The 13,085-nt window shown below is 69.0% G+C and carries 11 protein-coding genes and 4 pseudogenes; 4 read left to right on the top strand and 11 right to left on the bottom strand.

The window, feature by feature from the left end; genetic code table 11:
• Positions 1-37: 37 nt before the first annotated feature.
• The 3 genes and pseudogenes from KAE78_RS17545 (at position 38) to KAE78_RS07620 (ending at position 3,449) form a co-directional block, all read left to right on the top strand.
• Positions 38-537, top strand: a pseudogene (locus tag KAE78_RS17545) (DUF2252 family protein).
• Positions 534-1,427 (top strand): DUF2252 domain-containing protein, encoded by an 894-nt coding sequence (locus KAE78_RS07625; RefSeq protein ID WP_262927586.1) that lies wholly within the window; start codon positions 534-536, stop codon positions 1,425-1,427. Before KAE78_RS17545 ends, KAE78_RS07625 begins: the two are co-directional and overlap by 4 nt.
• Before the next feature lie 186 nt (positions 1,428-1,613).
• Entirely contained in the window at positions 1,614-3,449 is a 1,836-nt protein-coding gene (locus tag KAE78_RS07620; protein ID WP_223170427.1) for a hypothetical protein, read from the top strand.
• 385 nt (positions 3,450-3,834) lie between these two features.
• On the opposite strand, the gene KAE78_RS07615 is transcribed toward KAE78_RS07620, so the two are convergent.
• The 4 genes and pseudogenes from KAE78_RS07615 to dnaK form a co-directional block, all read right to left on the bottom strand.
• Positions 3,835-4,275, bottom strand: a complete 441-nt coding sequence (locus tag KAE78_RS07615) for a heat shock protein transcriptional repressor HspR (RefSeq protein ID WP_223170426.1) — start codon at positions 4,273-4,275, stop codon at positions 3,835-3,837.
• Between the two features lie 121 nt (positions 4,276-4,396).
• A pseudogene (locus KAE78_RS07610) lies at positions 4,397-5,372 on the bottom strand (DnaJ C-terminal domain-containing protein).
• Positions 5,373-5,382: 10 nt separating this feature from the next.
• The gene (locus KAE78_RS07605) at positions 5,383-6,048 is read right to left on the bottom strand and encodes a nucleotide exchange factor GrpE (RefSeq protein ID WP_223170425.1); all 666 of its coding nucleotides are present in this window, start codon (positions 6,046-6,048) and stop codon (positions 5,383-5,385) included.
• Between the two features lie 2 nt (positions 6,049-6,050).
• Positions 6,051-7,918 (bottom strand): annotated as a pseudogene (gene dnaK, locus KAE78_RS07600) (molecular chaperone DnaK).
• A gap of 182 nt (positions 7,919-8,100) precedes the next feature.
• On the opposite strand from dnaK, the gene KAE78_RS07595 reads away from it, so the two are divergent.
• On the top strand, positions 8,101-9,282 hold the full coding sequence (locus KAE78_RS07595) for a helix-turn-helix domain-containing protein (RefSeq protein WP_223170424.1): 1,182 nt from the start codon (positions 8,101-8,103) through the stop codon (positions 9,280-9,282).
• Here KAE78_RS07595 and KAE78_RS07590 read toward each other — a convergent pair.
• The 7 genes and pseudogenes from KAE78_RS07590 to KAE78_RS07555 form a co-directional block, all read right to left on the bottom strand.
• A pseudogene (locus KAE78_RS07590) lies at positions 9,207-10,291 on the bottom strand (MFS transporter). The gene KAE78_RS07595 and the pseudogene KAE78_RS07590 sit on opposite strands and share 76 nt — an antisense overlap.
• Positions 10,292-10,491: 200 nt before the next feature.
• Positions 10,492-11,046 carry a hypothetical protein gene (locus KAE78_RS07580; protein ID WP_223170421.1) on the bottom strand — a complete coding sequence of 185 codons (555 nt, stop codon included), beginning with the start codon at positions 11,044-11,046 and terminating at the stop codon, positions 10,492-10,494.
• Entirely contained in the window at positions 11,043-11,210 is a 168-nt protein-coding gene (locus KAE78_RS07575; protein WP_223170420.1) for a hypothetical protein, read from the bottom strand. The genes KAE78_RS07580 and KAE78_RS07575 overlap by 4 nt, the downstream gene beginning before the upstream one ends.
• Positions 11,173-11,772 (bottom strand): hypothetical protein, encoded by a 600-nt coding sequence (locus KAE78_RS07570; protein ID WP_223170419.1) that lies wholly within the window; start codon positions 11,770-11,772, stop codon positions 11,173-11,175. Before KAE78_RS07570 ends, KAE78_RS07575 begins: the two co-directional genes overlap by 38 nt.
• Positions 11,769-12,572, bottom strand: coding sequence for a hypothetical protein (locus KAE78_RS07565; RefSeq protein ID WP_223170418.1), 804 nt, complete (start codon positions 12,570-12,572; stop codon positions 11,769-11,771). Before KAE78_RS07565 ends, KAE78_RS07570 begins: the two co-directional genes overlap by 4 nt.
• Positions 12,569-12,757 (bottom strand): hypothetical protein, encoded by a 189-nt coding sequence (locus KAE78_RS07560; protein WP_223170417.1) that lies wholly within the window; start codon positions 12,755-12,757, stop codon positions 12,569-12,571. The genes KAE78_RS07565 and KAE78_RS07560 overlap by 4 nt, the downstream gene beginning before the upstream one ends.
• Positions 12,748-13,062: a hypothetical protein gene (locus KAE78_RS07555; protein WP_223170416.1), complete on the bottom strand. Its 315-nt coding sequence runs from the start codon at positions 13,060-13,062 to the stop codon at positions 12,748-12,750. The genes KAE78_RS07560 and KAE78_RS07555 overlap by 10 nt, the downstream gene beginning before the upstream one ends.
• Between the last annotated feature and the right edge of the window lie 23 nt (positions 13,063-13,085).

The following is a 13,085-nucleotide window of genomic DNA, read 5'->3' as shown; positions in this document are numbered from 1 at the left end:
TCGCCCGCAGGAGAGGAGCCGCGGCGTGCATCAACGGATGCCGGCGCTGGCGCCGCGTACCGGGGCACGCCATGATGGGCGCATGGAATTCCCGCCACCGCTGCCGCCGTCCCGCGAGGAGCTGTTCCAGAAGGGCCGTGCTCTGCGCGGGGAACGGCCCCGTTCGGGTCTCGCCCGGCAGGCGGGCGGTTCCCGCGACCCCTTCGGCATCATCGAGCGCCAGAACACCACCCGCGAACCCGAGCTCATCCCGCTGCGCATCGAGCGGATGTCCGCGAGTCCCTTCGCGTTCTTCCGGGGCACGGCCGCGCTCATGGCCGCCGACCTCGCCGCGGCGCCGCACAGCGGCATCCTGGTCGCCTCCTGCGGTGATGCGCACGTCTCGAACTTCGGCTTCTACGCCTCCCCCAGCGACGCCTCGTCTTCGACCTGAACGATTTCGACGAGGCCGCGTGGGCGCCGTGGGAGTGGGATGTGAAGCGACTGGTGACGAGCCTCATCGTCGGGGGTGCGGCATCCGATCGCGATCCAGGGTGATCGATGCCGCGGCGCGTCGTGCCGTGACGACGTACCTGGGCGCGGTCCGCCACGCCAGCAGCCTCAGCCCTGTCGAGCGCTACTTCACGCATTTCGACATCGAGCAGTCGCGGAAGATGCTCGATGAGCCCGCGCGCCGGGCGATCGAGTCGGCCATCAAGAGCGCGCAGAAGCGCACGGGCGAGCGAGCGGTGCGCCGGCTCACCGAGGTCGGTGAGGACGGGCGGCGGCGGATCGTGCTGCGGCATCCGACGACGATGCCGGTCCCGGATGCGGTGGCCTCGCTCGTGCACGATCTGATGCTCGACTACCGTCGCTCCGCGTCGCAGGACATCGCGATGCTGTTCGACCACTTCGCGCCGACCGACATCGTCCGCCGTGTGGTGGGTGTGGGCAGCGTCGGAACCCGGTGCTTCCTCGTGCTGCTGGAGGACGGCGACGGGCACGCTCTGCTCATGCAGCCCAAAGAGGCGGCGCAGAGCGTGCTGGTCGAGTACGGGAGGATCCCGCAGCCGGCCGTGCTCGACGAGCTCATCGCGACCTCGGGCGAGGGCGCGAGGGTCGTGGCGATGCAGAGAGTCCTGCAGGCACTGTCGGATCCTTTCCTGGGGCACCTGCGCGGCCCGGAGCACGACTACTACGTGCGGCAGTTCCACGACATGAAAGGCGGAATCGAGGTCGAGGAGCTCGACGACGAGCCCTTCGTCACCTACGCCGAGGCGTGCGCCGTGGTGCTCGCCCGGGCGCACGCCCAGTCCCGTGCCGCCGCTCAGATCGTCGGATACGCGGGCAGGGGCGAGACGGTCGCCGATGCGATCATCGAGTGGTCCTACGCCTACGCGGAGGTGTCGAGGAGAGACCACGAGGCGTTCGTCACGGCGACCGGATGAGCGCCTCCTCCCGCGTGTTCATCGGATGTCGCGGCGTGACCCTATACTGATCCCATCGCGCACAGGTGCGCACCGCCGCCGACCGTTCGAATTCTCTCGACGGCGCGGTCGAATTTGGGGGAGAAGAGCGTGGGTGGCTTCCGCGTTGATTCCGCGCGCCGCAAAGCGGTCGGCGCCGGCAGTTCCATGATCGTCGCCGCACTGGCGATCTCGATGCTGGCGAGCGCTCCGGCGCAGGCGGCCGACGAGATCGCTCCGCCGGCGGATCTGGCGATCCTCGGCGATCTCCGGGTCGGCGAGACGGTGACGGTCCCGACCGAGGGCTGGGCGCCGGACGGCGTCGATCTCGACGCGACCTGGTTCGTCGACGACGAAGAGATCACCGACCCCGACGAGGCGATCGACCCCTTCGATCTGACGCTGCTGCCCGGCTGGGTCGGCCAGGAGGTCTCGGTCGAGATCACCGCCTCGATCGACGGCGGCACCCCGGTGGTCGTGCCGCTCTCCGGAGACGCGCCGATCGCGCTCGGCACGTGGACCTCGGCGGCGCCAACGATCAGCGGGAACGGCCGCGTCGGCGAGCTGCTGAACGCCTCCGTCGCCGGCCTCCCCGGCGACGCCGCACCGACGTACCAGTGGCTGGTCGACGGTGCCGACATCGAGGGTGCGGTCGAGTCCTCCTACGTGCCGCTCGAAGAGGAGCTCGGCCGATCGCTGAGCGTGCGGGCGACGATCACCCGCGACGGCTACGAGCCCGTCGAGGTGACCAGCGCCACGGTCAAGGTCACCGGTGTCCTCATCGTCTCCAAGAACCCCTCGATCTCCGGAACCGTCCGCGTGGGCACCAAGCTCACCGCCTCACCCGGAGTCGTCGCCCCGACCGCCACCTTCACGTACGCGTGGAAGGTCGCGGGGACCACGGTGGGGACCGCGAAGACCTACACGCCCACGGCGGCCCAGCTCGGCAAGAAGCTGACCCTCACGGTCACCGCCAAGCGCACGGGGTACCCGAGCGTGACGTTCACGACGAAGTCGGCGACCATCGCCAAGGGCAAATTCACGACGGCGCCCACGCCGAAGATCACCGGCACCAAGAAGGTCGGTTCGACGCTCAAGGCGACGCCGGGCACCTGGGCGCCGAAGGCGACGCTGAAGTACCAGTGGAAGCGCAACGGGGTCTCGATCAAGGGCGCGACGAAGTCGACCTACAAGCTGACCTCCGCCGACTGGAAGAAGAAGATCACGGTCACCGTGACCGCCAGCCGCACCGCGTACACGACGGTCGCGAAGACCAGCGCGAAGACGACCGCTGTGACCAAGTCGTTCACCAAGACGGCCGCCCCGAAGATCACGGGCACCAAGCGCGTGAACTCCACGCTGAAGGCGACCGTGGCGGCGTGGTCGCCCAAGGCGACGCTCAGCTACCAGTGGAAGCGCAACGGCGTGGCCATCAAGGGCGCGACCGGCAAGTCGTACAAGCTCAAGGCCGCCGACCACGGCAAGAAGATCACCGTGACGGTGACCGGCAAGAAGAGCGGCTACGCGACCACTTCGCGCACGAGCGCGGCGACGACGAAGATCGCGCTGCCCGCGGCCGTGATCACGAAGGCCGGCACCTACAAGGTCGGCACCCAGATCAAGCCGGGGACCTACGTCGCGAACAACGCGAAGGCAGGGTGCTACTGGGAGCGCCGTTCGACATCGAACCGGTCGACGAGCGGCATCCTCAGCGACTACTACTACCCGGCCTCCGGGAGAGAGATCGTGACGATCTCGTCGAAGGACAAGTTCTTCTACACCAACAGCGCCTGCGGCTCATGGGTGCCGTATGTGAAGACCGGGACCGCGAAGACCACTGTCGGCGACGGCATACACGTCGTCGGCGCGCACATCAAGCCTGGCATCTACTACAGAAGCTCGACCAACAGTTCCTGCTTCTGGATGACGGTATCCGGCTTCGGCGCGACATGGAACGAGATCGAGGACTACGGCCCCTACGATGGCTACCCCAGTTCGCGTTGATCGACACGTCGGAGAAGGGCTTCTACAGCGAGTCCTGCGGCACCTGGACGCGCGTCGCCGAATAGCAGATGCTGTCCGGGCATCCGCTCCTGGATGCCCGGACAGCCCGCTCAGACCGCCACGCCGCCGACGAGGTTGACCTCGATGATGCCATCGATTTCGGGAGCACACGGATCACCGGGCGCCGCCGACCATGGCAAGAAGATCACCGTGACCGCTCGGGCCCGGTGATCCGCCTGCGGCGCCCGTGCGCTGTCACGGGCGCCGCGACGGGTGCCCGCGGCACCCACCTACATCTGTCGGAGGCTGTTGCACATGCCGGGTGTTCTCACACGATCTCTCCGACAGATGCAACAGCCTCCGACATCTGGAACGGGCCGCGAGCTCAGTCGCTCTCGTCGCGCGACCCCGGCCGCCACAGCACGATCTCGGTGGAGCGGCGGATGCGGCGGCCCGAGGGCACCGGGATGACCTGACCGGTGGCGCCGGCGGCGAAGACACGCACGCCGGGCCGGTTCTCCCGCTCGGTGCGCAGAGCGGCTTCGAGCTCGGCGACGCGGCGCCGCAGCATCCGGACGTCCTCCTCGAGTTCGAGCAGGCGCGCGATCGCCGGAAGGCTCATGCCCTCGGCGGACATCCGGGCGACCTCGCGCAACTGCTCGATGTTGTGCGCCGAGTAGCGGCGGGATCCGCCGCGCGTACGGCCGGGCACGACGAGCCCGATGCGGTCGTACTGCCGCAGCGTCTGCGGGTGCATTCCGGCGAGCTCGGCGGCGACGGCGATCGCGAAGACGGGGGCGTCTTCGTCTGGCTGGGAGCTGATCATCGTTCGTCACCGCGTTTCGTCTCCTCGCTGCGCTCGTCGCTCAACGACCGGGAAGCAAGCACCGGTCGTTGAGCGAGGCCGCGCGCAGCGCGACCGAGACGAAACGCAGCGAAAGACATGATCAGCCCCGCGCCTTCGAGATGAGGTCGGCCCGCGGGTTCTCCTTGGGCTCCAGTTCGTGGAAGCGCTCGAGCGCCTCCCGTGCCTCGCCGTCGAGGTGCGAGGGCACCGCGACCTGCAGCTCCGCGAGCAGATCGCCCGTGCCCTTCTGCGTCTTCACGCCGCGACCCTTCACGCGCAGCACGCGGCCCGAGGGGTGCCGGGCGCGACGCGCAGCTTCACGGGATCACCGCCGAGCGTGGGCACCTCGATGGTCGCCCGAGCACGGCCTCGGTGAAGGTGACGGGAACGGTCACGCGCAGATTCAGTCCGTCGCGGGTGAACACCGGATGCGGGCGCACGGTCACCGCCACGACGATGTCGCCGTTCTCCCCGCCGTCGGGCGAGGGGCGGCCACGACCGCGCAGGCGGATCTTCTGCCCGTCGGCGATGCCGGCGGGGATCTTCACCTTGAAGGGCTTGCCGCCCTCACCCTGGAGGGTGATGGTCTCGCCCTTCGTCGCGGTGACGAAGTCGATCGTCGTGCTGGCGGTCACGTCGGCGCCGCGCTGCGGGCCGCCGAATCCGCGGAAGCCGCCGGTCGACTGCCCGAAGCGACCCGACCCGAAGCCGGTGCCGCCCTGGTTGAACATCTCGAAGATGTCCTCGAAGTCGGCGGTCTGGCCCCGGCCCTGCCCGAAGCGGCTGAAGACGTCCTCGAAGCCGCCGGCACCCTGGCCGCCCGCGGTGAAGCGGGCGCCAGAGCCCATCGCGCGGATCTGGTCGTACTCCTCGCGCTGCTCGCTGTCGGAGAGCACCGAGTACGCCTCACTGATCTCCTTGAACTTCGCCTCCGCCTTGGCATCGCCCGGGTTCGAATCCGGGTGATACTTGCGGGCGAGCTTGCGGTAGGTCTTCTTCAGATCGGCATCCGAGACGTCTTTGGAGACGCCCAGCACCTTGTAGAAGTCCTTGTCGAACCAGTCCTGGCTAGCCATGGATCACCGCCTACTCGGCCGGAACCGCGACCACGACCTTCGCCGGGCGCAGCTCGACGTCGCCGAGCCGGTAGCCGACCTCCACGACCTCGAGGATCGTGGGCTGCTCGGTACCGGGCACCGGATGCTGCAGGATCGCCTCGTGGTGCTGCGGGTCGAAGGGCTCGCCGGCCTCGCCGTACTTCTCCACGCCCATGCGCTCCACGACGCCGCGCACCTTCTCGCCGATCACGGCGAAGGCGCTGCCCTCTTCGAGATCGCCGTGCTGAGCGGCGCGGTCGATGTCGTCGAGCACCGGGAGCAGGCCCTTGACGACCTCGCCCTTGGCGCGCTGGATCTCGACCGTGCGCTGCTCCTCGGTGCGACGACGGTAGTTGGCGTACTCGGCCTGCAGACGCTTAAGGTCGTCGAGCAGCTGCGACTCCAGATCCGCGAGCACGGCGTCTTCGGCCGCGGCCTCGCCGGTCTGGGCCGTGCCGAGGATGTCGTCCACCGTCAGCTCGTCGTCGGATGCGGCGGCGGGGTCGGATGCCGCAGACTCGCTGTCTGCCGCATCCGACGTCTCCGCATCGTCACCACGTTTCGACTCGTCTTCGTCTCGCTCAACGACCGGAGGGTGCTCCTCCTCGGGAGTTTCCTCGGGGACGTCGTTCTCGTCGAAGTTCTTGTCGGTCATGGTTACTTGTTCTCGTCTTCGTCGTCGATGACCTCGGCGTCGACGACGTCCTCGTCGGAGGAGGCCTCAGAATCGGTCCCTGAGCCTGTCGAAGGGTCCGAGGAGGCGGCTGCGGCATCCGCCTGCGCCTGCGCGTAGATGGCCTCGCCGAGCTTGGTCTGCGACTCGTTGAGCTTGTCGAACGCGGTCTTCACCGCATCGTCGTCGTCACCGGCCAGTGCCGTCTTGAGCGCGTCGACGTCGGCCTTGACCGACTCCTTGACGTCTGCGGGCAGCTTGTCGTCATTCTCGCCCAGGAGCTTCTCGATCGAGTACGAGAGCGTCTCGGCCTGGTTGCGGGTGTCGGCGGCCTCGCGGCGCTTCTTGTCCTCGGCGGCGTTCTCCTCGGCCTCGCGGACCATGCGCTCGATGTCCTCCTTGGGGAGGGACGAGCCGCCCGTGATGGTCATCGACTGCTCCTTGCCGGTGCCCTTGTCCTTGGCGGACACATGCACGATGCCGTTCGCGTCGATGTCGAAGGTGACCTCGACCTGCGGGATGCCGCGGGGCGCCGGGGCGATGCCGGTGAGCTCGAAGGTGCCCAGCGGCTTGTTGTCGCGGGTGAATTCGCGCTCGCCCTGGAAGACCTGGATCGCGACCGACGGCTGGTTGTCGTCGGCGGTCGTGAAGGTCTCGCTGCGCTTGGTCGGGATGGCCGTGTTGCGCTCGATGAGCTTGGTCATGATGCCGCCCTTGGTCTCGATGCCGAGGCTGAGGGGGTGACGTCGATGAGCAGCACGTCCTTGCGCTCACCCTTGAGGACACCGGCCTGCAGGGCGGCGCCGACGGCGACGACCTCATCCGGGTTGACGCCCTTGTTGGCCTCCTTGCCGGTCTCCTGCTTGACGAGCTCGGCCACGGCGGGCATGCGGGTGGAACCACCCACGAGCACGATGTGGTCGATGTCGGCGACCTTGATGCCGGCCTCGCGGATGACGTCCTCGAAGGGCTTCTTGGTGCGGTCGAGCAGGTCCTTGGTGAGGTCCTCGAACTTCGCGCGGGAAAGGGTCTCCTGCAGGTTCGCGGGACCCGACTCGGTCAGCGAGAGGTAGGGCAGCGAGATGCTCGTGGAGGTCGAGCTCGACAGCTCCTTCTTGGCCTGCTCAGCGGCCTCCTTGAGACGCTGCAGGGCGATCTTGTCGCCGGAGACGTCGACGCCGGTGGTGTTCTTGAACTGGGTGATGAGCCACTCGACGACGCGATCGTCCCAGTCGTCGCCACCGAGGCGGTTGTCGCCGGAAGTCGCACGGACCTGGATCGTCGAGAAGTCGTCGTCCTTGCCCACCTCGAGCAGCGACACGTCGAAGGTTCCGCCACCGAGGTCGAAGACGAGGATGAGCTCGTCCTCCTTGCCCTTGTCGAGCCCGTAGGCGAGGGCGGCGGCGGTGGGCTCGTTGATGATGCGCAGCACGTTCAGGCCCGCGATCTCGCCGGCCTCCTTCGTGGCCTGGCGCTCGGCGTCGTTGAAGTACGCGGGAACGGTGATGACGGCATCCGTCACCGTGTCGCCCAGGTACGACTCGGCGTCGCGCTTGAGCTTCTGGAGGATGCGGGCCGAGATCTCCTGCGGGGTCCACTTCTTGCCGTCGACCTCGAAGGTCCAGTCGGTGCCCACGTGGCGCTTGACGGATGCCACGGTGCGGTCGACGTTGGTGACGGCCTGGCGCTTGGCGGTCTCGCCGACGAGCACCTCGCCGTCCTTGGTGAAGGCGACGACCGAGGGGGTCGTGCGGAAGCCCTCGGCGTTGGCGATGACCTTGGGCTCGCCACCTTCGAGGACGCTGACGACGGAGTTCGTCGTACCGAGGTCGATTCCGACAGCACGTGCCATGGGTGTTCTCCTTTGTGAGGGGGTTCTGAAAGCCTGTCGGCGACCCGGTAAACCTGAGTCGCCGTGACTCAAGGATAGAACGCGGCGTGATCGAAGTCAAATCAAACTTGATATGCAATGGCTCAACTTTTGCGCGAGAGTGGTTATCGGAATACACCCCACCCGCCGCCGTTCCCTCTGCCATGACGACGATCGACTCCGCTGGGCTCGAGCAGGTGCTCTCCTCGATCGAGCTGCGCGTGAGCGCGAGCCGGCGCACCCGTCTGTCACCCGGCGCCGTGGTGGCGCTGCCCTCCCACACCCTCACCCTGGTCTACGTGTCCCGGGGCAGCGTGCGCAGCACCCCGGTGCCGATCTCCGGATGCCGCGTGGACCCGGAGCGAGGAAGTCACGCCGTCCTCGTCGAGCAGCCGCGCGCGCTCACGCTCGCCGCGGGGGACGTCTTCCTCACCCGCGGCGGCGACGACGTCGCGCTGGAGGCCGAGGGCCGCACCGAGCTCATGATCGCCGAACTGGCGTTCTCGGACGACGGCGCCCGCGCCGAGCGCGCCCTCCCCGAGCACATCTCGGTCACCGGCTTCGCAAGGCACGAACCCGCCGCCGCGGCGCTGGCCGCCTCCATGGGCGAAGACGACGCCGGTCGTGGAGCGCTGCGTTCCGGTGACCCGCTCATCTGCCGGATGATGGCCACGACCGTCCTCCTCTCGGTCATCCGCGCCTGGGCGGAGAACGGCTGCGCCCCGCACGGGTGGCCCGCGCTCTCGCGAGATCCGTTCCTCGACCGCGTCGTCGAGGCGATCCACGCCGAACCGGGCAGGGAGTGGACGGTGGAGCACCTCGCCGAGATCGGCGCGATGTCGCGCACGGTCTTTACCGAGCGGTTCCGCCGGACGCTCGGGCGGTCGCCGGCCAACTACGTGACGACGGTGCGGATAGACCGCGCCAAGAACATGCTGCAGGCCGGAAGGGCGGTGTCGGAGATCTCCCGCGAACTCGGCTACGCCTCCGACGAGGGCTTCAGCCGCGCGTTCCGCCGGGTCACCGGGATGACCCCTCCACCTGGCGCGCCTCCGCCGGGCAGGTGGCAGTCCCGGCCTGAGCCCCGAGTTCGCCGCCTCCGCTCCCTCCGCCCCGCCGCAACTCCTCGACATCTGTTGTCGGGTGCCGTGTCGATGATGCGACAACAGGTGTCCAGGACTTCGTCGGCGCGACCAAGTCCTCGACAGGTGTTGTCGGATGCCGGAGGTATGCAGCGACAACGGGTGTCGAGGAGTTGTGGAGAACGCCGTCAGGGGCGTCGAACGCGGTTGGACGCCCCGAAGAGGGCCGCACCGACGACGAGGACGGCGACGCCGGCGGCGTAGACGAGCTCGACGCCGAGCGTGTCGACGAGGACCCCGCCCGTCGCGGCCGCGATCATGATCGCGCCCTGGAAGCCGACGACGACCAGGCTTCCGCCGGCCTCGAGCCGGTCCGGCATCCGATGGCCGACCCAGGTATTGATGACGATCAACCAGGACGCGAAGAAGAAGCCCCAGATGAGGACGACGATCCCGACCGCCACGAGCGAGTCCGACAGCAGGATCGTCGCCGCCACCGCCACGGCGATGACGAGCGGGGCCAGCACGGCGAGGCGCGCATAGGTGCGGTCCACGATGAGGCCGATGACGATGTTCCCGATCAGACCGCCCGCGCCGAACAGCGCCAGCAGCAGCACGATGCCGGTCGCGTCGAGGGCGGCGCCGTCCGGGCCGGGCTGCATCCGCTCCAGAGCGAGGCGGATGTACGTGTAGGCGAGGAAGTGGCCCAGCACGATGGCGATATGCCCGACGAGGCCCAGGGCGACGCCGGGGCGCCGGATCGTGTCGCCGAGCAGCGTGAGGCTCGCCGCCCTCGCGGCGGGCACGGAGGGCAGCAGCAACCCCAGCGCGATCGCGAGCGCGGCCGAGGCGACGCCGGCGAGGGCGAAGACCGCCCGCCAGTCCATGAGCTCGCTGAGCATGACACCGAGGGGGACACCCGCGACCGTCGCCAGCGATGCGCCCCCGGAGGCGAACATGATCGCCCTCCCGAGGCGCTGCGGACCGGCGATCCGCGCCGCCACGGTGATCGACATCGCCCAGAAGGCGCTCAGCGCCGCCCCAGCAGGAACCGCGCCAGCAGCACGAGCACGAGATTCGGCGCGACGGAGACAAGCAGGTTCGATGCCGCCGCCGCGAGCGCCATCCACACCAGGAGCGCACGCCGGTCCAGCCGCGGGAAGATGAGCCCCACGGTCGGCGCGACGACGAGGCCCACCAGCGCCGTGACCGTCACCATCTGCCCGGCCTGTCCCGGGGTGACGCTCAGGTCGTCGGCGATCTCGATGAGCATCCCGTTGGGAAGGAACTCGGCGGTGACGAGCAGGAAGCTCATCAGCATCATGGCGATCAGGCCGCCGTAGCGGATCCTCCCGCGCCGGTCGCGGCGACGGGGACGGGTGCAGTCGTGGTCATTCCCCACACTCGCAGACGAACGGAGCCCTCGCCCGATCGTCCGTCCCGGGCACCCGACCGATCGTCCGGATGTCCCTCTCAGGCGTCGACGGGGCGGATGCCGCGGCGCCGTGCCATCAGCAGGCCGCCGAAGAGGAGAAGGAGCGCGAGGGCGAGAAGCCCGCGGGAGTCGGCGCCGGTGGCGGCGAGCTCGGGCTCCTCCTCGGGATCCCCCTCCCCTTCGCCGTCGCGGTCTCCGTCGCCGTCGCCGTCGCCATCACCGTCGCCGTCGCCGCCCTCGCCGTCCGGATCCGTCGGATCGGTCGGATCGGTCGGCTCCTCCTCGTCCTCGGCGTCCTTGAACAGCTGCACGTAGATGTTGCGGATGTCGAAGTCGTCGAAGATCTCCTCAAAGCTGTGGATCGTGTGGCTGAGGGTGACGACCGTGGAGCCTCCGAGCACATCCTCCAGTGCCACGGCGTCGTTCCAGCGCACGAGGACGGTGTAGAGGCTCATGTCACCCGCGGGGATGTGCAGCACGATGCTGCTGTGCCAGGTCAGGCCGCCGTCGATCGAGAAGTCGGCGAAGGCGAGCGGGCCGCCGTAGGCGGAGGTGATCGTGATGTAGAGGTCTTCGAGCAGCTCCACCGTCACCTGGATCGTGTACGAGTCGGTGAGCGGGCCCTCGGGTGGACGTTCGTCCAGCCGTCGGTCTCGACGATCGCGATCGGGTCGTCGGCTCCGCGATCGGCGAAGGGGAACGGCGGGACGAGAGGCTCGTCACTCTCCTCCTCCTCCTCGTCCTCCAGCGCCATCATGCTGAACAGCGCGAGCACGCCGGCCTCGCCCGGCAGCCCGATCGGCGGCGTGACCCGGCGATGGGGAGGAGGACCGGCTCGGCCTCGAAGCCGTAGAGGTCGAGGGACAGGCCGCCGCCGATCTCCGTCCACCAGTAGGCGTCGAAGACCAGGGCGTCGGGGTCGAGCGTGAGGATCGTGACGGTGCTGGGCTCGGTGCCGCCGTCGAGGGAGACGAAGCCGTTCTCGAGAGGCATTCCGCCCGTGGTCGTCGCGACGAAGATGAACTCGCCGCCGCCTCGCCCTGCTCGAGCCGCAGCTCGGCCTGGTTGCGGTTCACGATGAAGGTGTCGCTGCCGGCACCGCCGTAGAGCACGGCCGGACGGCTGATGCCCGGGCTCACCCAGCCGTAGTCGGTCAGGAGCGTCTCGAAGGCGTCGTGCTCGGGCAGCTGCGGGCTCGTGCGCTCGGTCTCGAAGAACTGACCGACGATGAAGGTGTCGTCGCCGTCGCCGCCGTTGATCGTCGTGGGCGCGCTGTTGTCGTCGAGGATGAACGTGTCGTCGCCGCCGTGGCCGTTCACCGTGAGCTTGCCGTTGACGCTGCGGTCGTAGCTGATCCGCTCGTAGGTCCCTCGCCGCTGGCGACCGCGACGATCGCGGGGCGGCGTGCCTCCGGCACGCCCGGGAGGAACGCGACCGAGCGCAGCAGCACCACGTCGTCGCCGTCTGCGGCGTTGATCGTGAGCGTGTTGATCCCGAAGGGGTCACGCCCAGTGCCGACGACCTCGATGTGCGTCTCGCGGGCGAGCGGGTCGTCGATGCCCCACACCGTCACCTCGACGTGGTTCGAGCCGTTCTGGCCGTCGATGCGCAGGGTGTTCTGGATCGGAAGGCCGTCGAAGGCGTCTCCCGCGTCGCCGATGCGCGTGCCCGGGAGGATCGTGATGCGTGTGACGATCACCAGATCGTCGCCGTCGGCTCCGGCGAGGGCGGCGGAGGGGCCGCCGTACACGGTCGTCTGCCCGTCGAAGGTCGACTCGAACAGCACCACGACGTCGTCGCCGAAGCCGCCGAAGATCTCGCTGTCGCCGATGAGGGTGGTGTGGGTGAGGGAGACGATGTCGTCGCCGTCGCCGGCCTCGATGCGCGTGCCGCCGACCACCGTGCTCTGATCCAGCCACACCGTGTCGTCGCCGGCGCCGGTGGCGATACGCAGGAGTCCGGTCACGGATGCCGCATCGAGCAGGACGAGATCGTCGCCGAGTCCGGTGAGCACGTCCACCGTGCCGCCCTCGGCCGCAGCGACGACGGTGCCGCCGAAGTAGGCGAAGACATCCGTGTAGGAAGCGGGCGTCTGGCCGTAGGCGAGCTGCGCCGTCACGGTCGAGCCCTGCAGGAGCGTCCCGCCGGCGCGAACAGGTCGTTGCCGATCAGCAGGAGGAGCTCCTCGTCGGCGACGGCGCCGTGCACCGCCGGGACACCGATGCCGTCGAGCAGGACCTGGTCGGTGAGGAAGTTCAGGTCGGCATCCGTTCCGCCCGGCACGTACGGCACCGTCAGACGCACCTGGCCGAGCTCGGACCCACGAACGCGACGTTCAGGGGCCCCCTGGCCTCGGTGATGTACACGCCGTCCACGGCGATCGCGACCAGGCGGCCGGTCGCCGCGGTGTCGAGGAGGATCTCGGCGTCAGTCGTCCCGATGCCGCCCTCGGCGAAGAGGTCGATGCTGTGCGCGCGGATCACCACGCGACCGGACGCGTCGCTCGGGTCGTTCAGGAGGGATCCGCCCCGCACGTCGAGGGCGGCGTCGCCGGCGGTGGCGACCACTTCGCCGAGGAACAGGTCGCCGTCGACCTCGCGGATGATCACGCCCGCGGGGCGTGGGCCACGAG

It is taken from the genome of Microbacterium sp. NIBRBAC000506063 (assembly GCF_017968845.1).
Taxonomy (GTDB): domain Bacteria; phylum Actinomycetota; class Actinomycetes; order Actinomycetales; family Microbacteriaceae; genus Microbacterium.
This window is presented reverse-complemented; position numbering and strand designations above follow the sequence as displayed.

Coding starts and splice junctions, on each gene's coding strand:
- KAE78_RS07605 (WP_223170425.1), bottom strand. CDS start 6,048: ATGACCGACAAGAACTTCGACGAGAACGACGTCCCCGAGGAAACTCCC.
- KAE78_RS07620 (WP_223170427.1), top strand. CDS start 1,614: ATGATCGTCGCCGCACTGGCGATCTCGATGCTGGCGAGCGCTCCGGCG.
- KAE78_RS07595 (WP_223170424.1), top strand. CDS start 8,101: ATGACGACGATCGACTCCGCTGGGCTCGAGCAGGTGCTCTCCTCGATC.
- KAE78_RS07615 (WP_223170426.1), bottom strand. CDS start 4,275: ATGATCAGCTCCCAGCCAGACGAAGACGCCCCCGTCTTCGCGATCGCC.
- KAE78_RS07575 (WP_223170420.1), bottom strand. CDS start 11,210: ATGATGGCGCTGGAGGACGAGGAGGAGGAGGAGAGTGACGAGCCTCTC.